Source organism: Bartonella sp. B39, assembly GCF_053795145.1.
Genome location: NZ_CP200036.1, coordinates 1,736,802 through 1,760,255, shown reverse-complemented (window position 1 = coordinate 1,760,255; position 23,454 = coordinate 1,736,802). Strand labels below are relative to the sequence as shown.

At 41.3% G+C, this 23,454-nt stretch carries 27 protein-coding genes and 1 pseudogene; 21 read left to right on the top strand and 7 right to left on the bottom strand.

Going from position 1 to position 23,454, the window contains the following annotated elements; genetic code table 11:
* Nucleotides 1-4: 4 nt before the first annotated feature.
* From htpX to V4P57_RS08025, 9 genes are all read left to right on the top strand, one after another.
* A complete protein-coding gene (htpX, locus tag V4P57_RS08065; protein WP_455466012.1) occupies nucleotides 5-1,054 on the top strand; it encodes a zinc metalloprotease HtpX in 1,050 nt (349 codons plus the stop codon).
* A gap of 35 nt (nucleotides 1,055-1,089) precedes the next feature.
* On the top strand, nucleotides 1,090-2,457 hold the full coding sequence (locus V4P57_RS08060) for an RsmB/NOP family class I SAM-dependent RNA methyltransferase (protein WP_455466011.1): 1,368 nt from the start codon (nucleotides 1,090-1,092) through the stop codon (nucleotides 2,455-2,457).
* 64 nt (nucleotides 2,458-2,521) lie between these two features.
* On the top strand, nucleotides 2,522-4,231 hold the full coding sequence (locus tag V4P57_RS08055) for a heparinase II/III family protein (RefSeq protein WP_455466010.1): 1,710 nt from the start codon (nucleotides 2,522-2,524) through the stop codon (nucleotides 4,229-4,231).
* Nucleotides 4,232-4,377: 146 nt separating this feature from the next.
* The gene (gene purH, locus V4P57_RS08050; RefSeq protein ID WP_455466009.1) at nucleotides 4,378-5,994 is read left to right on the top strand and encodes a bifunctional phosphoribosylaminoimidazolecarboxamide formyltransferase/IMP cyclohydrolase; all 1,617 of its coding nucleotides are present in this window, start codon (nucleotides 4,378-4,380) and stop codon (nucleotides 5,992-5,994) included.
* Nucleotides 5,972-6,121 carry a hypothetical protein gene (locus V4P57_RS08045; protein ID WP_455466008.1) on the top strand — a complete coding sequence of 50 codons (150 nt, stop codon included), beginning with the start codon at nucleotides 5,972-5,974 and terminating at the stop codon, nucleotides 6,119-6,121. Before purH ends, V4P57_RS08045 begins: the two co-directional genes overlap by 23 nt.
* Nucleotides 6,099-6,248 carry a hypothetical protein gene (locus V4P57_RS08040; RefSeq protein WP_455466007.1) on the top strand — a complete coding sequence of 50 codons (150 nt, stop codon included), beginning with the start codon at nucleotides 6,099-6,101 and terminating at the stop codon, nucleotides 6,246-6,248. Before V4P57_RS08045 ends, V4P57_RS08040 begins: the two co-directional genes overlap by 23 nt.
* A complete protein-coding gene (locus tag V4P57_RS08035) occupies nucleotides 6,226-6,375 on the top strand; it encodes a hypothetical protein (RefSeq protein ID WP_455466007.1) in 150 nt (49 codons plus the stop codon). The genes V4P57_RS08040 and V4P57_RS08035 overlap by 23 nt, the downstream gene beginning before the upstream one ends.
* A gap of 50 nt (nucleotides 6,376-6,425) precedes the next feature.
* Entirely contained in the window at nucleotides 6,426-6,629 is a 204-nt protein-coding gene (locus tag V4P57_RS08030) for a hypothetical protein (protein ID WP_455467009.1), read from the top strand.
* Nucleotides 6,630-6,777: 148 nt separating this feature from the next.
* Nucleotides 6,778-6,930, top strand: coding sequence for a DUF1127 domain-containing protein (locus V4P57_RS08025; protein ID WP_455466006.1), 153 nt, complete (start codon nucleotides 6,778-6,780; stop codon nucleotides 6,928-6,930).
* 288 nt (nucleotides 6,931-7,218) lie between these two features.
* On the opposite strand, the gene V4P57_RS08020 is transcribed toward V4P57_RS08025, so the two are convergent.
* The gene (locus V4P57_RS08020) at nucleotides 7,219-8,004 is read right to left on the bottom strand and encodes an SURF1 family protein (RefSeq protein WP_455466005.1); all 786 of its coding nucleotides are present in this window, start codon (nucleotides 8,002-8,004) and stop codon (nucleotides 7,219-7,221) included.
* Nucleotides 8,005-8,280: 276 nt separating this feature from the next.
* Between V4P57_RS08020 and rpmB the strand changes: the two genes are divergently transcribed.
* Both rpmB and V4P57_RS08010 read left to right on the top strand, forming a co-directional pair.
* Nucleotides 8,281-8,586, top strand: a complete 306-nt coding sequence (rpmB, locus tag V4P57_RS08015) for a 50S ribosomal protein L28 (protein ID WP_455466004.1) — start codon at nucleotides 8,281-8,283, stop codon at nucleotides 8,584-8,586.
* A gap of 114 nt (nucleotides 8,587-8,700) precedes the next feature.
* Nucleotides 8,701-9,387 (top strand): VUT family protein, encoded by a 687-nt coding sequence (locus V4P57_RS08010; protein ID WP_455466003.1) that lies wholly within the window; start codon nucleotides 8,701-8,703, stop codon nucleotides 9,385-9,387.
* A 408-nt stretch (nucleotides 9,388-9,795) separates the two neighbouring features.
* On the opposite strand, the gene cobT is transcribed toward V4P57_RS08010, so the two are convergent.
* The 3 genes from cobT to V4P57_RS07995 all read right to left on the bottom strand — a co-directional run bounded on the left by cobT (nucleotide 9,796) and on the right by V4P57_RS07995 (nucleotide 13,512).
* Entirely contained in the window at nucleotides 9,796-11,697 is a 1,902-nt protein-coding gene (gene cobT / locus V4P57_RS08005; protein ID WP_455466002.1) for a cobaltochelatase subunit CobT, read from the bottom strand.
* Nucleotides 11,698-11,712: 15 nt separating this feature from the next.
* Nucleotides 11,713-12,699, bottom strand: a complete 987-nt coding sequence (gene cobS / locus V4P57_RS08000; RefSeq protein WP_455466001.1) for a cobaltochelatase subunit CobS — start codon at nucleotides 12,697-12,699, stop codon at nucleotides 11,713-11,715.
* A 192-nt stretch (nucleotides 12,700-12,891) separates the two neighbouring features.
* Nucleotides 12,892-13,512: a J domain-containing protein gene (locus tag V4P57_RS07995; RefSeq protein ID WP_455466988.1), complete on the bottom strand. Its 621-nt coding sequence runs from the start codon at nucleotides 13,510-13,512 to the stop codon at nucleotides 12,892-12,894.
* A 122-nt stretch (nucleotides 13,513-13,634) separates the two neighbouring features.
* Between V4P57_RS07995 and V4P57_RS07990 the strand changes: the two genes are divergently transcribed.
* The gene (locus tag V4P57_RS07990) at nucleotides 13,635-13,913 is read left to right on the top strand and encodes a BolA family protein (protein WP_455466000.1); all 279 of its coding nucleotides are present in this window, start codon (nucleotides 13,635-13,637) and stop codon (nucleotides 13,911-13,913) included.
* A 22-nt stretch (nucleotides 13,914-13,935) separates the two neighbouring features.
* On the opposite strand, the gene V4P57_RS07985 is transcribed toward V4P57_RS07990, so the two are convergent.
* Nucleotides 13,936-14,904, bottom strand: a complete 969-nt coding sequence (locus V4P57_RS07985) for a tyrosine recombinase XerC (RefSeq protein ID WP_455465999.1) — start codon at nucleotides 14,902-14,904, stop codon at nucleotides 13,936-13,938.
* 3 nt (nucleotides 14,905-14,907) lie between these two features.
* Entirely contained in the window at nucleotides 14,908-15,729 is an 822-nt protein-coding gene (locus V4P57_RS07980; RefSeq protein ID WP_455465998.1) for a SapC family protein, read from the bottom strand.
* Nucleotides 15,730-15,856: 127 nt separating this feature from the next.
* Between V4P57_RS07980 and rimM the strand changes: the two genes are divergently transcribed.
* The 8 genes and pseudogenes from rimM (at nucleotide 15,857) to V4P57_RS07940 (ending at nucleotide 22,083) form a co-directional block, all read left to right on the top strand.
* Complete coding sequence (rimM, locus tag V4P57_RS07975; protein WP_455465997.1) at nucleotides 15,857-16,408, top strand: ribosome maturation factor RimM; 552 nt, start codon at nucleotides 15,857-15,859, stop codon at nucleotides 16,406-16,408.
* 51 nt (nucleotides 16,409-16,459) lie between these two features.
* A pseudogene (locus V4P57_RS07970) lies at nucleotides 16,460-16,726 on the top strand (tRNA (guanosine(37)-N1)-methyltransferase TrmD); the annotation flags it as partial.
* 80 nt (nucleotides 16,727-16,806) lie between these two features.
* Nucleotides 16,807-17,505, top strand: coding sequence for a tRNA (guanosine(37)-N1)-methyltransferase TrmD (trmD, locus tag V4P57_RS07965; protein WP_455465996.1), 699 nt, complete (start codon nucleotides 16,807-16,809; stop codon nucleotides 17,503-17,505).
* Nucleotides 17,506-17,717: 212 nt separating this feature from the next.
* Nucleotides 17,718-18,158, top strand: coding sequence for a 50S ribosomal protein L19 (gene rplS, locus V4P57_RS07960; protein WP_455465995.1), 441 nt, complete (start codon nucleotides 17,718-17,720; stop codon nucleotides 18,156-18,158).
* A 474-nt stretch (nucleotides 18,159-18,632) separates the two neighbouring features.
* Complete coding sequence (gene sdhC / locus V4P57_RS07955; protein WP_455465994.1) at nucleotides 18,633-19,034, top strand: succinate dehydrogenase, cytochrome b556 subunit; 402 nt, start codon at nucleotides 18,633-18,635, stop codon at nucleotides 19,032-19,034.
* A gap of 18 nt (nucleotides 19,035-19,052) precedes the next feature.
* Entirely contained in the window at nucleotides 19,053-19,439 is a 387-nt protein-coding gene (sdhD, locus tag V4P57_RS07950) for a succinate dehydrogenase, hydrophobic membrane anchor protein (RefSeq protein WP_455465993.1), read from the top strand.
* A gap of 5 nt (nucleotides 19,440-19,444) precedes the next feature.
* On the top strand, nucleotides 19,445-21,289 hold the full coding sequence (gene sdhA, locus V4P57_RS07945) for a succinate dehydrogenase flavoprotein subunit (RefSeq protein WP_455465992.1): 1,845 nt from the start codon (nucleotides 19,445-19,447) through the stop codon (nucleotides 21,287-21,289).
* A gap of 14 nt (nucleotides 21,290-21,303) precedes the next feature.
* Nucleotides 21,304-22,083 carry a succinate dehydrogenase iron-sulfur subunit gene (locus V4P57_RS07940; RefSeq protein WP_455465991.1) on the top strand — a complete coding sequence of 260 codons (780 nt, stop codon included), beginning with the start codon at nucleotides 21,304-21,306 and terminating at the stop codon, nucleotides 22,081-22,083.
* Nucleotides 22,084-22,316: 233 nt separating this feature from the next.
* Here V4P57_RS07940 and V4P57_RS07935 read toward each other — a convergent pair whose 3' ends face one another.
* The gene (locus tag V4P57_RS07935) at nucleotides 22,317-22,640 is read right to left on the bottom strand and encodes a helix-turn-helix domain-containing protein (protein WP_455466987.1); all 324 of its coding nucleotides are present in this window, start codon (nucleotides 22,638-22,640) and stop codon (nucleotides 22,317-22,319) included.
* Between the two features lie 152 nt (nucleotides 22,641-22,792).
* On the opposite strand from V4P57_RS07935, the gene V4P57_RS07930 reads away from it, so the two are divergent.
* The gene (locus tag V4P57_RS07930; RefSeq protein WP_455465990.1) at nucleotides 22,793-23,323 is read left to right on the top strand and encodes a helix-turn-helix domain-containing protein; all 531 of its coding nucleotides are present in this window, start codon (nucleotides 22,793-22,795) and stop codon (nucleotides 23,321-23,323) included.
* Nucleotides 23,324-23,454: the final 131 nt, after the last annotated feature.

The window sequence follows — 23,454 nt, the reverse complement described above, 5'->3', positions numbered from 1 at the left end:
AGTAATGAACATAATGCGTACGGCTATGCTTTTGGCTTTTATGACCGCTATTTTTATGGGAGTTGGTTTTCTGATTGGAGGGGGCAGTGGTATGATCATTGCGCTTTTGATAGCAAGCGGTTTAAATTTTTTTTCTTATTGGAATTCGGATAAAATTGTTTTACGCATGTACGGTGCGCGTGAAGTTGATCACAATTCATCACCCGTTTATTATCAGATTGTAAGCGATTTAGCTCGAAAAGCTTCTCTTCCTCAACCAAAAGTTTACGTTATTGAGAGTGCACAGCCAAATGCTTTTGCTACGGGACGTAATCCTCAGAATGCAGCTGTTGCTGCAAGTACCGGATTGTTAGAGCAGTTGAGTGCAGAGGAAATTGCAGGCGTTATGGCACATGAGTTAGCACATATTGAGCATCGTGATACTTTAACAATGACTCTGACAGCAACAATTGCCGGAGCGATTTCGATGCTTGGCAATTTTGCTTTTTTTATGGGGGGGCAGCGTAATTCTTCACAACATTCTCATGGCGCTGGGGCAATTGGGAGTATCATTGCTGTGCTTGTAGCACCTTTTGCAGCGATGCTGGTGCAAATGGCTATTAGTCGTACGCGTGAGTATGCTGCTGATCGGCGGGGAGCTGAAATATGTGGTAATCCTTTATGTTTGGCTTCAGCTTTGCGTAAAATTGCAGGCGGTGGACGCGTGCAATACAATGAAGAAGCAGAGCATAATCCAGCGACAGCACATATGTTTATTATCAATCCGTTGAGTGGTGAGGGAGCTGATAGCCTTTTTTCTACGCATCCAGCGACCGCAAATCGTATCGCCGCTCTTTGTCGCCAAGCAGAAGAAATGAATGAATTAAGGGGCAAAAGCATGGGGTGGAGTGAAGAAGACAGTTTTCATGGAAAAAGCAGGGGCTTAGATTATGGAGATATAAACCGTAGTGCTCAATCTAGTGTATCAGGTAATCAGGAAAATAGTGCTTTTCAGCGCGCTACAAAACGCCCTTCTTGGCTTCGTTATGAAGGTTCAAAAAAATCTCAATCGTAGAGCTCTTAAGGGAATAAAGACATAAAGGTGTTGTATTGAAACGCATGAAAGCGGGGCGTATGTCCGAAAAGCATGTTCCGGGATTAGGTGTTCGGCAGGTGTGTGTTCGTCTTTTAGGAGCGGTTCTTGATAGACAGGTGTCTCTGTCTGGTTTGACCGATAATGAGTATGGGCATACACAGTATTTAGAGCTTTCTCATCGGGATCGTTTGTTGTGTAGAGCCATTTTGGGAGCAGCATTACGCCATCGGGGGCAGATTTCAGCTGCTTTATCGCACTTTTTATCACGACCGTTGCCTTCACAAGCATTTTCACTTCAGCATCTTTTGCATGTCAGTGTGGCACAAATTCTTTATCTTGATATTCCCGATCATGCTGCGATCGATTTAGCAGTGCGTGTGGCTAAAATTGATCCCCGTCTTCGCCGATTTTCAGGGGTAGTGAATGCTCTTTTACGCAATGTTGCACGTGAGGCGGGTGTGTTACGTCAGCAAGCGCCTGTCATTGAAGGGGTTCCAGCGTGGTTTGGACAGCTGTTGGTGTCAACTTATGGAGCAGAAAATGCTGATCAGATTTTGGCAATTCAAAGTGTTGAGCCCCCTCTCGATTTAACTGTGAAATCTGATAGTGTTGGATGGGCTAAACGTCTTGGAGGTGTTGTTTTGCCCAATGATTCCGTTCGGCTGAGCAATTTAGATTGTGCTGTTTCTGATTTACCAGGGTATGCAGACGGGGCTTGGTGGGTTCAAGATTTTGCAGCGGCATTGCCTGCTTGTTTACTTGGGAGTATTCGGGGTAAACGGGTTGCTGATCTTTGCGCGAGCCCTGGGGGGAAAACGGCGCAACTTGCTTTGCAAGGAGCTGATGTGACAGCCGTTGATATGTCCGCTAATCGGTTAAAACGTTTAAAAGAAAATATGAAGCGGCTTCATTTTTCAGTCAATACGTGGCAGGGGGATGTGAGAAATTTTCATCCCGCTCAGCTTTTTGATGCTGTTCTTCTTGATGCTCCTTGTTCTTCTACAGGAACGATACGTCGTCATCCAGATGTCTTATGGACGAAATCGATGGACGATGTCGTCAAACTTGCTGCGTTGCAATATGATTTGCTTTTGGCGGCAATTGCTTTGGTTAAAAAAGATGGGCGCATTGTTTTTTCTAATTGTTCGTTGGCAAGAGAAGAAGGTGAAGATCTTGTTGAAAAAATTTTATCGGCGCGTGGTGACATTGTTTTAGAGCCTATTTGTAAAGAGGAGATGGGAGAACTGGCGCATTTGCTTTCTTCTGCGGGGATTTTGCGCACAACGCCTGCTGATTTTTGTCATAAAAATTTTAATGCTGAGAAAAAAATGTTGTTAGGAATGGATGGTTTTTTTGCAGCGCGTTTCCGAAAAGTGGCTTAATTAACGGTTCATTTACTAAAATGGCTGAAATTGTACACGATTCGGTACGTGCGGAGATGAGATTGTGGCAGTTGCGGTAAAAGGTTCTCAGGTAAAGGCGTCGGACTTCGTGTATATGATACACCAATTTATGCGGCGTTTATCAGTTGGCCCCCTGTTTCGTTGGCGATTTTCGGGGTTTCGTCCTCATAAAATTTTAGCGCACCCCATCGATTTGCACTTAGCTGATCCGATGATGGCGCATGAATTTTACTACGGTCGTTTTGCTTTTGCTGGCCATATTGTTCATTCTGGTGCTGTTTCACCTTTTTCGTTAGTTTCACCAACGCCAGAATGGGAAGCAGCCTTGCATGATTTTCATTGGTTGCGACATATGACGGTAGCGAAGAGTGATTTAGCTGTAGCACATGCACGTTCTCTCTTAGAAGATTGGCTTGATCATGGTGGTAAGAAAGTAAAAGGGCTGCCTTGGAGTGGGCCGGTTGTAGCACGGCGTTTGATTTCGTGGATTTGTCATTCGAAAATTTTGTTGGAGGGGGCAAGTGAGCGGTTTGAAAAGCGTTTTTTGCGTGCGCTTGGTTTTCAATTTCGTTATTTACGCATAGTGATTTGCGGCATGGAACACGATGATCAGCGTTTACACGCAGCAGTGGCGTTGACATTTGCATCTCTCGCTTTGCCTGTTTCTGCGGCAATGAAGAAAAAGGCGCAAACCACTCTTGCAGAGGAGCTTTCGCGTCAGATTTTGGTCGATGGTGGACATATTTCGCGTAGTCCTCTCATTTTGCTCAATTTATTATCAGATTTACTGTCGTTACGTCATCTTTTTATGCATAGCAATGAAACAGCGCCGCGTATTCTTATTGATTCTGTTGAACGTATGTTGCCTGCTTTGCGATTTTTCATCCATGAAGATCAAACATTGGCTCATTTTAATGGGGTTGGGCCTCTTGTTTCTGAACGTTTATCGGCAGTCTTAGATCGTGATGAAACGGTGGGGCATCCTTTTAGTTATGCACGTTATTCAGGGTTTCAGCGTTTACAAGCCAATCGAACGACAGTTCTTGCAGATACAGGCTCTTTTCCACCACGTTTTGCTGCGGAGCATGCTTGTTCGGGATGTTTATCTTTTGAAATGTCTTCTCAAGGGAGCCGCTTTATTATAAATACGGGTGTTAATTCTTATGGGAGTGCGGAGTATCGACATTTCGGACGTGTCACTGCAGCACATTCAACAGCGACGGTTAATGATTGTTCGGTAGGTGTTTTTCGTAAAAAAAATAGCCGTGGGGCTCCCTTTTTACTTGAGGGAGCAACGGATGTTAAAGTGCAGCGTATAGAGGATTCAGAGAAGACTGGTTTTATTGCCAGCCATAATGGTTATGTGCGACCTTTTAATCTTGTTCACGAACGCGGTCTTATTTTAGCAGCAAATGGTGCAATGATTGAAGGTTTTGATCGTTTTTTTATGCCAAACAAAGGTCAATCAAAGAGATATAAGGCAGGGCAAAATGAACAGAATAATGTTGCTGTTCGGTTTCATCTTCATCCGCAAGTTGAAGTTAATTATGATGGCGATGGTGTGCGTTTAGCCGCTAGAGATGGTCAAGAATGGTATTTTATATCACCTGATGCTGATATTTTTCTTGAAGATTCAATTGATTTTACTGGATTAAAAGGTCCGCAACGCACACAACAGATTGTTTTGTATTTTCGCCCTGCATTTCAAGAAAAGGTTCGTTGGCGCTTTATGCGTCATCAATTGGAGCAATGATGCACTCTTTCATGATATTGATAAAGTGAGAGTTATTCTTTGTGTGTTAAAAGAAAAGCATTCTACCCTTTCGGTATATTTTGATAAAAGCGTGTGATATAAACACATAAGTGTATTTTTCTCGGTTTATTTTTAGGGTTCCTGTTATGGGTGTTGTTGCAAAAAATTTTCCCATACCTGATCTTCATCGGGTTCGTCGTGTTCTTCTTTCTGTGTCTGATAAAACAGGTTTGGTTGCGTTCGCACAAGCGCTTCACGCTTACGGTGTTGAATTGATTTCAACAGGGGGAACAGCGAAAGCCTTAATGGCGGCTGGGTTAGTGGTAAAAGATGTTGCTGAAGTTACTGGGTTTTCGGAAATAATGGATGGGCGTGTCAAAACACTTCATCCTTTAATTCACGGTGCTCTCTTAGGCGTAAGACAGGATCCTAGCCATAGGGATGCTATGGAAAAGTATTCTATCCATGGAATTGATCTTCTGGTGGTAAATCTTTATCCTTTTGAAGAGACTTCTCAATCTGGTGCCGATGGACAAACCATTCTTGAAAATATTGATATTGGTGGACCGGCAATGATTCGTGCGGCGGCAAAGAATCATGCTTATACCGGTGTTGTAACAGTAGTGAGTGACTATGATTTGGTTCTCGCTGAATTAAAGCAGCATGATGGGTGTTTGAGCTTATCCATGCGACACCAACTAGCAATGCGGGCTTTTGCACACACTGCTGCTTATGATACGGCGATAGCGACATGGTTCGCAAAGGATTTAAAGATTGAAACACCATCTTGGCAGAGCTTTTCTGGTCATCTTGCAAGCGTTATGCGCTATGGGGAAAATCCGCATCAACAGGCGGCATTTTATCGCAATAATGAGAAACGTTTTGGTGTTGCAACAGCCAAACTTTTGCAAGGTAAGGCACTTTCTTATAACAATATGAATGATACAGATGCAGCATTTGAACTTGTGGCAGAATTTGATCCCAAAAGAACTGCTGCTGTTGCTCTTATTAAACATGCCAATCCTTGTGGTGTCGCAGAAGGGCAGAGTTTAAAAGAGGCTTATTTGAAGGCTCTTCTATGTGATAATGTGTCGGCATTTGGTGGGATTATTGCTTTAAATAAACCCCTTGATGAAGAATGTGCGGAAGAAATTATCAAAATTTTCACGGAAGTGATTATTGCTCCTGATGCAACAATGGCTGCACGAGAAATCATTGCGAGGAAAAAAAATCTTCGTTTGTTGATAACAGGTGGTTTACCTGATCCACGTTGTGGAGAGCTTATTTCCAAAACACTTGCGGGCGGAATTTTAGTCCAGTCGCGTGATAATATGGTGGTTGACGATCTCAAACTGCAAGTGGTGACAAAGCGGGCACCAAGCCAAGATGAAATGCGTGATCTTAAATTTGCTTTTCGGGTCGTTAAACATGTCAAATCAAATGCTATTGTTTATGCAAAAAATAGTGCAACAGTTGGAATTGGCGCCGGCCAAATGAGCCGGATTGATTCAGCTAAAATTGCTGCGCGTAAAGCTAAAGAAAGTGCACAGAGAGCAGGTTTAACAGAATCTCTCACAAAAGGGTCGGTGGTAGCATCGGATGCATTTTTTCCTTTTGCAGATGGCCTATTGGCAGCTGCCGAAGCGGGTGCAACGGCGGTTATTCAGCCGGGCGGATCCATGCGTGATGAAGAGGTCATTGCTGCAGCAGATGCGCATGGCTTGGCAATGGTTTTTACAGGTGTGCGACATTTTCGCCATTAATGGTTTTGACTGGGTTTCTCTTTCGAATCAGCCGGGCGGATCCATGCGTGATGAAGAGGTCATTGCTGCAGCAGATGCGCATGGCTTGGCAATGGTTTTTACAGGTGTGCGGCATTTTCGCTATTAATGGTTTTGGATGGGTTTCTCTTTCGAATCAGCTGGGCGGATCCATGCGTGATGAAGAGGTCATTGCTGCAGCAGATGCGCATGGCTTGGCAATGGTTTTTACAGGTGTGCGGCATTTTCGCTATTAATGGTTTTGGATGGGTTTCTCTTTCGAATCAGCTGGGCGGATCCATGCGTGATGAAGAGGTCATTGCTGCAGCAGATGCGCATGGCTTGGCAATGGTTTTTACAGGTGTGCGGCATTTTCGCTATTAATGGTTTTGGATGGGTTTCTCTTTCGAATCAGCTGGGCGGATCCATGCGTGATGAAGAGGTCATTGCTGCAGCAGATGCGCATGGCTTGGCAATGGTTTTTACAGGTGTGCGGCATTTTTGCTATTAATGGTTTTGGATGGGTTTCTCTTTCGAATCAGCCGGGCGGATCCATGCGTGATGAAGAGGTCATTGCTGCAGCAGATGCGCATGGCTTGGCAATGGTTTTTACAGGTGTGCGGCATTTTTGCCATTAATGGTTTTGACTGGGTTTCTCTTTCGAATAAGAGAAGCTTTTCATGTTATAGTCGCATATCTGTTATGAAATTATAGCACGACTCTTTTTTGTAATTTGCTCTATCTTGCCTCCTATTAAGAGTCAAATAAGGTTTGGGGGTGAAAAATATGAATATTCTACGTTCTTATAGTAATTGGCGCCGTTATCGGCGGACAGTTAATGCGTTGAGTCATCTTTCAACGTATGAATTGAATGACCTTGGCATTTATCGTGGTAATATTAATTCAATTGCTCGGCATTATTCGCATAAGTCTGTTTAAAGTTTATTTGTGATGGTATTTGAGAGTGTACTTTGTGCGAGAGGGGGGCTGTGATTGGGCGTTTTTTCTTTTCATTTTTTGTACATTAAAGAGAGAACGTGTAAGAAGGGTATTTGCGTGTGTGCGATGGTTGATGCTGCGTGCTGTTTTTTGAGAAAGCAAATGGTGGAGTATGGAATTCTCAACATAACAGGATGAGGATGTGTTCTGTTGAGGGGCATCTGCTTTTTAAAGCAAGGTCGTTTAACAGCCATATTTCACATGGGAGTGTTTTGTTTTTTGTCTTTTTTAGCGCTTTTTTTGTAATAGGAAAAGAGAACCGCCTAGAACACCAGCAGCTAAAATGAACCACGTGATTGCATAGACAAGATGGTTGTTTTGAAAATGAACAACCGTTAAGCCAGCAATGGGTAGATCTTTTTGTGTGGCGGTTTTTTTCCCAGCGTCAATGAAATAAGGGGCAACAGTCGAGAGACCAAGTTTTTGTGCCATAGTGGGAAGATCGCGTGTATACCATAGATCGTTATCAGGGTTGTTTTTACGTGGAAAAAAGCCATTTTTTTCGCTCATGCGTAATAAACCTATTATCGTGGTTTGCTCTGTGTGTTGCGTAGAATGTTGATGTGTTGAGGTATCCGAGTGTGATTGCTCTGCGTTTTGAAAGTTATGGCGTGCATCCATGGGGATAAAACCGCGATTTATAAAGGTCAGTGCATTATCGGCTGTTTGTAAAGGGGTTAAAACCCAGTAGCCGGTGGTCTCTTGAGCGACAGCTGTGACAAAAATGTTTTTGTTTGTCAAAAATTTTCCTGTAATGATGACAGGTCGATACTCATCTTTCTCAAAAGTAACGTGCTCCCATTGATTTTTTGGGGGGGCTTTGATGGGGGGTAAATGAATACGTTGATGAGCGCTGGTGATAAGATTTGTTTTCCAGTTTAATCGTTGTATTTGCCAAACACCTAGTGCACTGAAGAGAAGAAAAAAACACACACATAAAGTACCGAACAGAAGTGAAGAAAAACGGATATGTTTTTGTTGAGGATCTATCATGGAAGAATCTGTTTTGCTCATTATAATGCTTCCTTTGCAGTAAGAGTGTATACACTTCTAACATGGTTAAGCGTTAAAAAGAATATTTTGTGCGTCTTTTATGGGAAAGCATGCAAAAATTAGCTTACAAGAGATGCAAAAGGCTTTACAAAAGACTTGACCTTTTGTTATCGACACCCTATTAAAAACACAACTTCTCAATGGGCTCGTTTAAAGGGGTTTTTTGCGCTATTTGCATTTATTCTGTTTTTCGGGTGTTGAGATTTAAGAGTTTCTTAGAGTTTAAAGGTGAAGTTCATGTCTCGTGCTTGCGAATTGACAGGAAAAGCGGTTCTTTATGGCAATAATGTTAGCCATGCGAATAATAAAACCCGTCGTCGTTTTTTACCAAATCTGTGCAATGTGACATTGATTTCGGAAGTGTTGCAGCAAAGTTATCGCTTGCGCGTTTCGGCAAGTGCTTTGCGTACTGTTGAGCATCGTGGTGGGCTTGATAGCTTTTTGGTCAAAGCTGATGATAAAGAATTATCGCAACGTGCGCGTTTGTTAAAACGCCAAATTATTAAGAAAAAAGCCGAAGATAAGGCTGAAAAAGCAGCGTAGTTGTTTTTAGTTTCAAAGTTGTATCGTATCTTTCTTACTCTAAGGGGGTACGTTTTCGCTTTTTACTGTTTGATTGCTGTATTTTATTGGTTCCATACCCCAAAGTTAAGAAACATGTCTTCAGTACAGGATCTTTTATTTGCACAGCAGGAGAGAAGGTATATTGCTTTTTCTATCTTTGCAATGTGCTTTGCTGTGACTACTTCTAATATTTTGGTTCAGTATCCTGTCTATTGGTTTGGTTTAAATGAATTCTTAACCTATGGTGCTTTTACCTATCCGTTTGCTTTCTTGATTAATGATTTGACCAACCGTTTTTATGGTCCAGCTGCAGCGCGACGTGTGGTTTATGTTGGTTTTGTTGCTGGTGTTTTTGTTTCTTGGATATTAGCTACTCCGCGGCTGGCAGTTGCTTCTAGTTTAGCATTTTTATTTGGGCAACTTCTCGATATTGTTGTTTTTACTCCTTTGCGGCGTAAAACATGGTGGAAAGCACCTTTAGCAGCTGCATTGGTCGGTTCAGCTTTGGATACAATTTTATTTTTTGCTCTTGCGTTTTCTAGCTCTTTTGCCTTTATCGATCAGATAACAGGTTATATCGATGGTTCACTCCCGGGAACTACTCCTTTGAGAGAGGTTGAGATTCCAATTTGGCTCTTACTTGCTAGTGGTGATTTTTTAGTAAAAATTGTTATGAGTCTGTTTATGTTAATTCCTTATGGAACAATCCTTAGAGCTGTAAAAATCTCTCTTTACAAAAATCATTTAAAAGATAATTCATCTTTTGTGAGTGACGAATAATATTTATTTATCCTCCTATTATTCTTTAAGGTGGGAGGGGCTCGTCTTGTCTTTTGTTCGATCATTTTAGTAGTATATATAGTATGGATGTTATTTATAATAACAAATTGATTTATAATGATAATTTATCATTATTCAACTTGAATAAAAGTTCCGAATACAATCAGATTCTCTGATTTAAAATCACCTCATAATAGATCAATAAAGATTATTCATTTGTATGGTAGAAGTAGAGATGTGGGAGCAAAAATCATTTAAGAAAAAATTAAGAATGTTTCTCACGAACCGTTTAAATGTGAAAGTTTTTGATAATATTGAGAGCTGACAAACATAATGATAGTGCCGGTTTGTATAGATGCGTATTTCAATATCACAAAATGTTATCGTGTGGCTGATTTAAAAAGTTTTTTAAAATCTTTTCTGAGTATAAGCTTTTCTATTGCTAAAAAGCATTTCTAATTGTTTTGTTATAGCACCGGCAAGTTCTTCGGCGCTCATAATTGTGACAGCGCGTTGATAATAGCGTGTGACATCATGTCCAATACCAATAGCAATGAGTTCTACAGGAGAATGTGTTTGGATTTCTTGAATCACTGCGCGTAAATGTTTTTCCAGATAATTGCTGGAATTAACCGATAGTGTTGAATCATCTACAGGGGCTCCATCAGAAATGACCATGAGAATGCGGCGTTGTTCACGCTGTGATAAAAGGCGTTGATGTGCCCAAATTAATGCTTCACCATCGATATTTTCTTTCAGTAATCCTTCTTGCATCATTAAACCTAAATTGCGTCGTGCTCGACGCCATGGGGTATCAGCACTTTTATAGATGATGTGACACAAATCATTGAGACGTCCCGGATTATGAGGTTTGTTTTGGGTAAGCCACTGTTCGCGCGATTTTCCCCCTTTCCAAGTTTTTGTAGTAAAGCCTAAAATTTCAACTTTGACACCACAACGCTCAAGAGTTTGTGCTAAAATATCTGCACAACTTGCCGCAACAGTAATTGGTCGTCCGCGCATTGATCCTGAATTATCAATGAGGAGCGAAACAACCGTATCACGAAATTGCGTATTGCTTTCCATTTTAAAAGAAAGTGGTTGCATTGGGTCGATGATAAGGCGGGGAAGTCGCGCTGTATCGAGATATCCTTCCTCAAGGTCAAAATGCCAACTGCGATTTTGTTGTGCCATAAGGCGGCGCTGTAAGCGATTGGCTAAACGCCCAACAATGTTTTGAAGATGATTGATTTGCTTGTCAAGGCAATGGCGCAAGTGATCTAATTCGCTTTCAGAACAAAAATCCGTCGCTTCCAGAACTTCATCAAACTGTCGGGTGAAAACTTTATAATTACCAAGTTTTTCCATTTGTTCTGAAACAGTGAAAAGGTATTTGGATTGACTCGATTTTTCTCGCCAAGAACTTCTGTCTTGTTCGTCTTCGGCTTTATCACTGTTATTTGATTGTGTCGCTTGCGTTTTTCCTTCGTTTTGCGCATCACTTTCTTGTTCTGTTGTTGTTTGTTCTTCACTTTGTGTTTTTTTTTCGTTGTTGTTTTCTTCTTCTGATTGATTTTGAGGATCACACTCGTTTTTTAATTTTTTATTGTTTTCACTGTCAGAAGTTTCTTCCAGTTTAACTGCCATTTTTAATGCAACAAGCATTCGACGAACAATCCGTGCAAAAGCATGTTGGTTGTAAATATAGTGTGTTAGTTCGTTCAATTCTGTTGCGGCTTTTTTTTCGATTTCTTGACGCCATAACTCTAAGACGGCTCCAGATTCTTTTGGGGGAGGGCGTTTAGTTATTTTTTCACGCAATAAAAGCGCAATTGCTTCTTGAATGGGGGCTTCACTTTGAGTGCTAATCTTTTTGTAATGGGCTCTTTGATATTTATCGGCGAGCATTTCATCAAGATTTTGAGCAATTCCTTCCATGGCTAAAGTGCCGATTGCTTCAACACGTGTTTGCTCAAGAGCATCAAAGACAGCACGTGCTTCTGATTCTAAGGGAGCGAATTGTGTGTGAATGCGGTTATCATGCCATGCTGTGCGCAGAGCCATGGAATCGCCTAATCCGCGAGTAATCGTTATATCTTTATTTGTTGCATGTTGTGGCAGTTCCGGTAAACGTGCACAATTTTCGCTCAAAGATGGTCTGTTATGGCTAAAGGAAACTTCAAGCTTGGGTGTACCAGCAATGGCGCGAATACAGGTGGAAAGTGCTTTTTTAAAAGCTATAGTATCAAGAGTTGTGTGCAAAGAATCATTTGTTAAATTTTTGCTGTTATCGCCAGTATCGGTAGTCATGATTGACATGTTCCTTTAAGGCAAAACACCATGAATGAGTGATTCGGGAAGTTCTTCTCCAAAGGCACGTTGATAAAATTCTGCGACAGTGGCACGTTCGAGTTCATCACATTTATTGAGAAAGGTCAGTCGAAAGGCAAAGCCAACATTTTGAAAAATTGTCGTATTTTCTGCCCAAGTGATGACTGTACGCGGGCTCATGACTGTTGAAATATCTCCATTAATAAAAGATTGGCGTACCATATCAGCAACATGAACCATTTGTGAAATTATCTTCTTCCCCTCTATCGTCTGAAAAGATTTGACCTTCGAACAAACAATATCAACTTCTTTATCATGAGGCAAATAATTGAGTATCGTTACAATAGACCAACGGTCCATTTGGGCTTGATTGATTTGTTGTGTGCCATGATAAAGTCCTGTTGTATCACCAAGACCTATCGTATTTGCGGTTGCAAAAAGACGGAAGGCTGAATGAGGAGTGATGACACGGCTTTGGTCAAGCAAGCTTAGTTTTCCAGAAGCTTCAAGGACGCGTTGGATGACAAACATAACATCGGGACGGCCTGCATCATATTCATCGAAAACAAGAGCAACATTGTTCTGATAAGCCCATGGCAAAATGCCCTCTTTAAATTCAGTGATTTGTAAGCCTTCTTTTAAAACGATGGAATCTTTTCCTACAAGATCAATACGGCTGACATGACTGTCGAGATTAATTCGTATACAAGGCCAGTTAAGACGTGCAGCAACTTGTTCAATATGTGTCGATTTACCAGTGCCGTGATAACCAGAAATCATAACACGGCGGTTAAATGCAAAACCTGCTAAAATCGCTAAAGTTGTTTGCTGATCAAAAAGATAATCGGGGTCTATATCGGGGACGTGAAGACTTTTTGCGCTAAAAGCAGGGACTTTCATATCCGTATCAATATTGAAAAGATCGCAAGCACAAAGTGTGATATCGGGCACATTTTCGACTGTAAGCTTTGTTTTTGTCATTGTTTTTTTGGAAGTGAAAGGACGTTATTTATTTTCGTTCATTTGAAAACGATACAAGAGTTAAAACACTTATGCAATGCCTTATAATGAAAGTATTGGATATCCAAGAAGTCTTTTACCAGATGTTCTATAATATATTGCGAAAACAATGATACTTTGTATGAGAATTGTTTTGTATAGGTATGCGCTCCCCTAGCACAAACCAGATTTCTTGAGCAAATTATAAGCGTGCAAAACATCGCGAAAGCGCTCTTCTGAAGAACGGTTGCCGCCATTGGAATCAGGATGGTGTTTTTTTACCAGCTCTTTATATTTTGTTTTGATATCTTCAGCAGAAGCGTTTGCTGGTAACCCCAATGTCTCAAAAGCTTTGGCTTCTAAGGGCTTTAATTTTCGTGAGAAATTATTGGTTGAATGACGTTGGGTAAATAATGTGAATGGATCACGCATACGGTTTTGGTAGGCAGCTGTTCCAGAGCGAATTTGTGCATAATTAGCAGCTGTTTTTTTTGATGTGCCATTGCTAAAATCGGTAGGCCATGTTGGACGATGCCCTGTGAGGGCATCCTTTTGAAACTTTGCAATATCTTTATCGCTAAGACCAGAGAAGTAATTAAAATTTTTATTATAAGCACGCACGTGATCGATACAAAAATATAGATATTGACCTTCGTGATTTCGACCCGCTGGTGCTTTATGGGTGCCTGATTTTTCACAACCTTCCCATTGACATTGCTGTTCTTGTGATTCAGTTTGCTCTTTTTTATTGGAGCTGATTCGAATTGAGTCAAATAATTTAGATGTTGTTACCATGTCTTTAGGTTTATGCAAAATTAATCGGTTTGACAAGAATTGACTTTTGGAAAATTTGTTTTCACGCTCATTTGGTAATGAAATAAGGTGCATTGCACTGTTCATTTTGTGAGGGAATAAAAATGTCTACTACAATTCAAACAACGATTAAAATGAAGCTCCAAGATGCTTTTCATCCGCAGAAACTTGAGGTGATTAACGAGAGCCACCTTCATGCAGGGCATCATCATGAAGAGCATGCTTTTGACGGTAAAGGGGAAACGCATTTTCGAGTAAAAATTCTCTCTTCTTCTTTTTCAGGCATGACACGCGTGGAGATACATAGGGCAATTTATCAAGTTTTACAGAAAGAATTAGCAACATGTGTTCATGCCTTGGCGCTTGAGATTGCATCTGTTTAATTGCTCTTTTTATTTAAATTTTTCAAGAACGGGGGTGCGCTTTTTGATAAATTTCCAATAAGCGGTCTGTATCAACGTGAGTATAGGCTTGGGTAGTGGAGAGGCAGGCATGGCCAAGAAGCTCTTGAATGGTACGTAAATCTCCCCCACGTGATAAAAGATGAGTCGCAAAAGAATGGCGCAGTGTATGAGGCGTGGAGGTTTCTGGTAAACCAAGATTCGCGCGTAAATTTCGGACAGCTCGTTGGATAATGGCGGGTTGCAAGGGACCACCGCGAGCGCCGCGGAACATTGGTTGGTTATCCACTAAGGGATACGGGCAGCATTTGAGGTAATCGTGTACTGTTTCGTAAACAATTTTTATGAGGGGCACGAGACGTACTTTTTGACCTTTTCCAGTGACAAACAAACTTGTTTTTTCAGGGGCAGAAAACTGTTCTGGTGTGAGTGCTAGAGCTTCTGATATACGCATGCCACAGCCATAGAGAAGCATTAAAACAGCGGCGTTACGGGCAGTAATCCATGGTTTATTTTCCTGCTGATTTTCTTGTTTTACTATATGAAGTGCGGATTTTATAGCCAAAGGTTTTGGGAGCAATTTTGGCTGTTTTGGAGTCCGGACAAGCTTAGCAGCGGGGACATTGACGATGCCTTCTCGAGATAAGTATCTGAAAAAAGAGCGCAAACCCGCCATGCTTCGGCTTAAAGAGCGGGCGCTTACGTTATATGTACGACGATAAGCCAAATAAGCGCGCAAATCAATAACGCGTAAATTGGCGAGATCACTGATAGTTGGTTCGTGCCCCAAATGTTGACAAAGAAAAAACAAAAATTGCCGTGTATCACGCTCATAGGCTTGTGCTGTTTGTGTCGCCATACGACGTGTTTGCACAAGAGAATCTAACCAGTTTTTCCTTGCGGTCAAAATGGCATGGTTTGCCGGAATTAGGAAGACATTTTTGCCTTTTCTCGTGTCATCTTTTGTGGACATTTCTTAATTGAGAGTCTCTTTCTTTTTAGGTTTTTTGTCGTTAGAGTGATCGTCCTCATTTTGCGGTTGTTCCTCACGCTTGATAAGCTGCTTTTCACCTTTTAGCGAGAGTATTTTTAAAAGATTATGCGTTGACATAAGGTGCGCAAAAATCAATCCCAAAAAGCCATTTTTATGGAGTTTGGCAAGTTGGCTCGCGGAAAGTTTATTCAGTTTTTCCTCATCGACAATCCAAAAATGTTCTAATTGTGCTGAAAGGCCTTTGTCGTTTTTAACGTTGATAGATTTTTGACTGAGAAGATCCATATCCACAATGGCGTCAATAAATTCAGAGGTCTTTTCCATAGCGATTTTAAAGCTTTCAAGAAAACGAATACGCTCTTCCATAAAAGGAGAAATAGAACCATCGGAATTAAAAAGTTCCGTACCTGCAACTTCATTAAACATACCTGATTGTTGATCAAAACAAACAGAAAGCTCTTTTTCATTTTGAATTTGTGCAAGAACAAAAGGATAGCGACGAACAAAAGCTGGAACATAAGTATTTGTTTTCCAACTTTTATCAGAGGCGATATAATCATTTTCATCGTTAGAAAGACCTACAAGAGCAGCGGATGTATAGTGCCGCTTCTTTTGTTCATCTTCTGCGCACATAAACAAAATAGGATAGTCTAGTGCTGCTTGAAAATATTCACTACTTGCTAAAGGAACCCAGTGGGTATCTTTGGCGAAAGACATATCACTCGGAGGAGAAAATTTTAGGTTTTTATGGGAAACTTTGTTGATTGGGATGATATCTTTGTAAAACAGCATAATATTTGCCATAAGATTTTTCCTTTAATTAATTTGCTTTTGTTACCAAGAGAGGTCTTTTGGGAAGATTTTCGGTATGGCAACAAGATTGAAAAACTAAGAGATTGAAGGATTCGTTTTTGAGAGATGACATTTTCACATGGAATATAATAAAAAAAAGCTTAAAAATAAAGTCTATCTTGCCATTATTGGTTTGCCTCATGGTATAAAAGGGGACGTTTTGGTTAAGGTCTTAAGCGCTGAACCACAGCGTTTAAAGACTTACGATGTTCTCTATGATGATATGGGGCGTTCTTATGAAATTGTAACTCTTCGTGTGCAGAAAAATAATGCGATTGTGCGTTTTAAAGGGGTTGAAGACCGCAGTGTTGCTGAGAACTTAAAAGGGATTCGCCTTTATGTTACTCGCGATCAATTGGTAGATGATCTGGATGAGGATGAATTTTATCAAGTTGATCTCATTGGGCTTCGTGTTCAGGATTGTGCTGGTCAAGTTCTAGGAGAGGTGAGTGGTTTTTTTAATTTTGGAGCCGGCGATTTGCTTGAAATACGGTTGAATACGCATAAAACTATACTTATTCCTTTTAGCAAGGTAGCCGTGCCAGAAATTTGCATTACCTCTGGTCTTCTTGTTGTTGATCCATTGGCCGCTGGTTTAAGCGATGATAGAGAGAATGATGGTTCGAATTAAAAACAAAGGTGAAGGCAACAAAATAAAAGTGGAAAGTGAAAGAAGGCAAAAATGCGTTTCCAAACACGGGTGTTAGCACTTTATCCTGAAATGTTTCTTGAATTTTTAGATTATTCGTTAGCAGGGCAAGCTTTAGAGCGAGAGGTATGGGCGCTGGACACAATGAAATTTAGAGATTTTGCTTTGGATAAACACTATTGCGTTAATGATATCCCGGCTGGTGGGGAAGCTGATATAGTGATGCGGGCGGATGTATTAGCGGTTGCGCTTGGTAGTTGCCCACATGATTCGCCAAGGTTGTTGATGGGTTCGCGTGGATAGCGTTGATGATACACCAGTTGGTGCTGATTTAGATTTAGTACGGCTTAGGCTAAAGGTGAGGATGAAAGAATGAAGAAATGAAGTTTCAAGCGCGCATTTTAACACTTTATCCTGAAATGTTTCCTGGATTTTTAGGTTATTCGTTAGCGGGGCAAGCTTTAAAACGGGGAATATGGTCATTGGAGACAGTGCAAATTAGGGATTTTGCTTTGGATAAACACCATAGTGTTGATGATACACCGGCTGGTGGTGGTGCTGGTATGGTGATGCGGGCGGATGTATTAGCGGCTGCGCTTGATAGTTGTCCACATGATTCGCCAAGGTTGTTGATGAGTCCGCGTGGGCGGCTTTTTAATCAAGCTGATGCGCGCTCTTTGGCACATGAATCGGGAGTAACTTTGGTTTGTGGGCGTTTTGAAGGCGTCGATGAGCGGGTAATAGAAGCGCGGAAATTGGAAGAAGTATCCATTGGTGATTATATTCTTTCAGGTGGGGAAACAGCTGCGTTGGTCCTTTTAGATGCTATTGTGCGCCTTTTACCAGGAGTTATGGGCAATGAGGCTTCTGGAAAGTGTGAAAGTTTTGAGAATGGTTTGCTGGAACATCCTCAGTATACGCGTCCTTCTCTTTTCGAAGGACGGGGTATTCCGCCAGTGTTGACATCAGGTCATCACAAAGCTATCGCTGATTGGCGTCAACAGAAAGCCGAGATGTTAACACGTCAACGTCGCCCTGATCTTTATGCTCGTTATAATAAAAATCGTCAGAAAACTTGATTCATGTTGCAAGGTGGTGTATTGCATAGCTCTCTTTTTAGAGAGTTTTTCTGCGAAGGATTTTCTGTAGTTCCATAATTAAATTAAGAAATGGTGTATTCGCTCCTGCATAAAGCATAGCCTAAAGAACCTCTTTCCTTCTTATGAAAAGGCTTTTTCGGCAAGGGTCGAGCGCTCTGACTGTTCGATAAAAAACGTGAAGGATAAAAGGAATGAATATTATCGCACAGCTTGAAGCTGAACAATGTGCAAAAATTGAAGCAAAACGCAAATTGCCTGCCTTTCAACCAGGGGATACAGTTCGTGTCATGGTGCGCGTGACTGAAGGAACACGCACGCGTGTTCAGGCTTATGAAGGAATTTGTATTGCACGTTCAGGTGGTGGGTTGAATGAAACCTTCACAGTGCGCAAAATCTCTTACGGTGAAGGTGTTGAACGTGTCTTTCCAATTTATTCTCCCTTGATTGAAGGTGTTGATCTTGTGCGTCGTGGTAAAGTGCGTCGTGCAAAACTCTATTATCTTCGTGGTTTGAGAGGTAAGGCTGCGCGTATCGCTGAAAAAAGAGATCACCGGAAAAAAGGTGAAAAGGTTGCTGAGAGAGCACAAGAAACAGCTGTTGGTGCAGATGTCGCAACGAAAGTCGCCGAATAAATGCTGTATCTGCTAGAATTTATGCAGAAGCAGCATTGACGTCGCTTTTTTGTGTCTTCCATGATTCGTGTTTGCAGCTAAATTTGAGTGCGCGTAAAAATGTTGAGCCTTTAAAATCTGTATTTTTGTTTTTCTTAGATTATGACTTAAATTCAGAATCTCAAGACGTGTAGCGTTGATATTTTGAAGCAGGGGTGAATGTACTTGAAAAATGCATGTTTATATTTGAGAAACGATGTTAGACCTTTGACGTGAAGAGAAAATTGTATTAGATTAAAGCGGGTTTTACGGCTTGTTTCTGTAGAGCTATCGGTTTTTTTATGCGTGACCTTTAATCCGTTATTTGAGATAACCGACCTGTAAATATTGGCTCTTTAGGTGCCAAATTAAGTGGAAACATAATGTACTTGGTCGTTTTGCGCGAGTCTTTTCGATCATGATACGGTTGCAGTGAAAACTAGGTCAGGATATTTTATGGCAGAGACAACTAGGATAAAAGAGCGCCCTCGTTCCCCACATGTGAGTATTTATCGCTGGTCCATCACTATGGCGATGTCGATCGCGCATCGTATCACCGGTATGGCTCTTTATTTTGGAATGGTCTTTCTCGCCATTTGGCTCGTTTCCATTGCTTGTGGGGCCGAGGCTTTTAAAACAGTTCATGGGATTTATAGTTCTTTTCTTGGGCTTTGTATTTTGTTTCTTTATACGCTTGCTGGAGTTCATTACATGGTTGGTAGTATCCGCCATATTGCTTGGGATATGAAGCCTTGCCTTTTGGATAAAAAAAAGGCAACAGCAACGGCTTGGGCAACAGTTTTTATTTCTCTTATTATTACTTTTACGATTTGGATTATTGGATATAGCATCGTCTAGCTGGGGGTGGAAAAAGGTATGAAAAAAGATTTTCGAACAGAACTTGGAAAAGTGCGTGGACTTGGGAGTGCGCATGAGGGAACAGAACATTTTTGGCTAGAGCGTTTGACAAGTTTTATTAATCTGCCGTTTTTTGTTTTTTTTATCGTTCTTATTCTGTCACTTATTGGGAATGATTATAGTATCGTGCGTGCGCGGCTTGCACATCCTCTTGTTGCTATTTCAATGGGACTGCTAACTTTTTCAGCCCTTTATCATATGAAACTTGAAATGCAAGTTGTTATTGAAGATTATATTCGGCATGAAAGCGTGCGGATATTATTTTTAGCGTTGAACGTTTTATTTTGTTTTGTTCTTGGTGGTGTAATCATTTTTTCTCTTTTGAAAATTGCATTAGGGGTTTAGACAATATGGTAGACACTGGATCGTCTCTGAGCGTTGGAGTAAGTAACGCCCCTTATCACTATGTGGATCATAAATTTGATGTTGTTGTTGTTGGAGCAGGTGGTGCTGGTTTGCGTGCAACACTTGGTATGGCTGAACAGGGATTAAAGACAGCGTGTATCACAAAAGTTTTTCCAACTAGGTCGCATACGGTTGCAGCACAGGGTGGTATTGCGGCATCACTTTCCAATATGGGGCCTGACAATTGGCAGTGGCACTTGTATGATACGGTAAAGGGATCTGATTGGTTGGGTGATACCGATGCAATGGAATATTTGGTGCGTAACGCACCGGCTGCTGTGTATGAATTAGAACATTATGGGGTACCGTTTTCGCGTACGCAAGAAGGCAAAATTTATCAACGCCCCTTTGGTGGACATACGACAGAGTTTGGAGAAGGGCCACCAGTCCAACGCACTTGTGCAGCAGCTGATCGCACGGGACATGCGATCTTGCATACGCTTTATGGGCAGAGCTTAAAACATAATGCGCAGTTTTTTATTGAATATTTTGCGCTTGATTTAATCATGACTGATGGTGTGTGTACGGGCATTGTGGCGTGGAATCTTGATGATGGTACAATGCACCGTTTTTCTGCCAAGATGGTTGTTCTCGCAACTGGTGGATATGGACGTGCTTATTTTTCGGCAACATCGGCGCATACCTGTACGGGTGATGGTGGTGGAATGATTGCGCGTGCTGGATTGCCGCTTCAGGATATGGAATTTGTTCAATTCCATCCTACAGGTATTTATGGTTCTGGTTGTTTAATCACAGAAGGAGCGCGTGGTGAAGGGGGCTATTTGGTCAATTCTGAGGGTGAACGATTTATGGAGCGGTATGCCCCTTCCTTTAAAGATTTGGCTTCACGTGATTTGGTTTCTCGTTGTATAACGCTTGAAATTCGTGAAGGTCGTGGTGTTGGGCCAAGAAAAGATCATATCCATTTGGTTCTTAACCATATTGATCCCGCTATATTGCACGAGCGTTTGCCGGGGATTTCTGAATCAGCACGGATTTTTGCAGGGGTTGATGTAACAAAAGAGCCTATCCCCATCCTTCCAACGGTTCATTATAACATGGGTGGTATTCCCACAAATTACTATGGGGAAGTTCTCAATCCAACCCCTGATTCGCCTGATCGTGTTCAACCGGGTTTGATGGCGGTGGGAGAAGCTGGATGTGCTTCTGTTCATGGTGCTAATCGTTTGGGGTCAAATTCATTAATTGATCTTGTTGTGTTTGGTCGTGCAGCTGCAATTCGTGCCGGTGAAGTGATTGATCGAGATGCGGAAATTCCTCCTCTTAATGAGGACGCTGTTGACAAAATTATAGCTCGTTTTGATCGTTTACGCTTTGCTAAAGGAGCGATGCCAACAGCTGTGTTGCGTGAAAAAATGCAACGTACTATGCAGGAAGATGCTGCTGTCTTCCGTACTGAAGATTCTTTGCAACAAGGATGTCAGCGGATGAGCCAAATCTGGGGTGAATTGTCTGATCTCAAAGTAACGGATCGTTCGTTGATATGGAATTCTGATTTGGTTGAAACATTAGAGATTGAGAATCTGATGGCAAATGCAATCATGACTGTTTATTCTGCAGAGGCGCGTCTAGAAAGTCGGGGAGCCCATGCACGTGAAGATTATCCAGAGCGTGACGACAAAAATTGGCGTAAACATACGCTTTCGCACTTGTCAAAAGATGGTAAGGTGACGTTGTCGTATCGGCCTGTTCATGTTGATCCGTTAACATCTGAAGAAGATGGTGGTATCGACTTAAAGCGCATTGCGCCTAAAAAACGTGTTTATTAAGGGGAGAATGAGTTATGGTACAAATTAGACTTCCCAAAAATTCTCAAGTAAAAGCTGGAAAGGTTTGGCCTAAGCCTGAGGGCGCTACGCAGCTGACAGAATTTCACGTTTACCGTTGGTCACCTGATGATGAAGAAAATCCTCATCTTGATACTTATTATGTAGACCGCTCAGTTTGTGGCCCGATGATTCTCGATGGACTTTTGTTTATCAAGAATCATATTGATCCAACTTTGACACTTCGCCGATCGTGCCGTGAAGGTATCTGTGGGTCATGTGCGATGAATATTGATGGGACTAATACGCTGGCTTGTACTAAAGGTATGGATGATGTGAAACATCCAATTAAGGTGTATCCTTTGCCTTCTATGCCGGTTGTCAAAGATTTGGTTCCTGATTTGAAGCGCTTTTATGCGCAGCATCGTGTGATTGAACCTTGGTTGCAGACTGTTTCGCCTGAGCCTGCGAAAGAATGGTTGCAAAGTTACTCCGACCGCCAAAAAATTGATGGTCTTTATGAGTGTATTTTGTGTGCATGTTGTCAGACATCATGTCCAAGTTATTGGTGGAACGGTGATCGTTATTTGGGACCAGCTATTTTGCTCCAAGCTTATCGCTGGATTGCTGATTCACGTGATGAGATGTGTGGTGAGCGTCTTGATAATCTAGAAGATCCTTTTCGGCTTTATCGATGCCATACGATTATGAATTGTACGCAAACTTGTCCAAAGGGTTTAAATCCAGCTAAAGCAATTGCTGAGATTAAAAAACTCATGGTTGAACGTCGTTTTTAAAAATTGACAAATTAATAAGAGTTATGAAAAAGGCGAGAAGGTATGTAGGGTTTTTTCGCTTTTTTTGAAGAATGAAGTTTAATCTATAAAAATTTATTGGCTGTTATGTGCGAATTTAAAAAAGCACTTATCGTCTTTTAAAAAAGGATGTCTATCGTTTTGAGTAAAAGCAATGCCTCGTTGAAAAATACGTCTTGAATGTGGAATAAATAAGTGTAACGGATTGGTGTCGCTTAAACGATTGTAGTTTTCATAGAAATTATGCTTAATTTTGATAAATTTTTATAGGCGTCCAATTTTGCATTCTTATTAGCGTGTTTTGCTGTTTTGAAAATGCGACGGCGACTTTTGGGGTAGCGGTCGCTAAAAACCTGCTCAACGGGCAAGCCGATAAAATCGGCAATAGCGCGTTCAGCCTTCTCGTTAGACCGTGTCCAGATATGTTGAACACTGGATGACGATAATTGATAAGCTTTTGCGAGTTCCGCCAAGGTCATATTACGACGGCGTAGCTCGGCTAGAATACTATGGCGATCCCATGTTTGGGTGATGGTTATAACTTTCGCTCCTGCTTCAAACGGATGCTCAAATATCCGTTTTTTGTCGGGTTAATTGTAGAATATATGTCCGCTATATCGGGCGGTAATAAGAGTTATTATTTACATTTATAAATTTATTAACCCTAAATGTAAATCTGGAGTGATTTTTTTTGGCAATATCTGAAAAAAAACCCAAAACAGAACTGGCAAAGCGGTTATGTGAAATACGATTTGCTCTTGGTTTTACACAACGCAAGCAGTTTGCTGATCATCTTACAGTACCAGAAAGTACTATGTATAATTATGAAACTGGCTTACGCGAACCGCCTTCATCAATGTTAGTAATTTACAAAAATATTTGTGGTATAGACGTCAATTGGCTTCTCACTGGTGAAGGTGAAATGTTTAGTGACATGGCAAAGGCTAAAGCAGCAGGTTTTAAGGCACCTATCCTTCCTTCTGGCCTCATGAAAAAGCTCGGTCGCATAGCTTATACGACCTATCGTGATGCAAAAATAAAACTCCCCCCTGAAGATATAGCGGAAATCGCGGCGGAACTTTATGGAAAACTGCAAGAGCTTGTTCAAAACATCAACGACATGGAAGAAGTAGAGGCAACTTTCCCTCTTTTAAAATTGCATTTAAAACGTCAAATCGAAGCTGAAAGAGCACATCTAACAGCTACACAAAATACGGCTTAATGCCTCTATAAAATGAAAAACTGATATGAAAATCTTTTTTGCTTTTTTGGTCATTTTTGGTTGTTTTTGGAATCGCTTTTGCGATTTGTCTGATTTTTTTCAAAGGTCTTTCAAAGCCGGTTTTCTGGGCT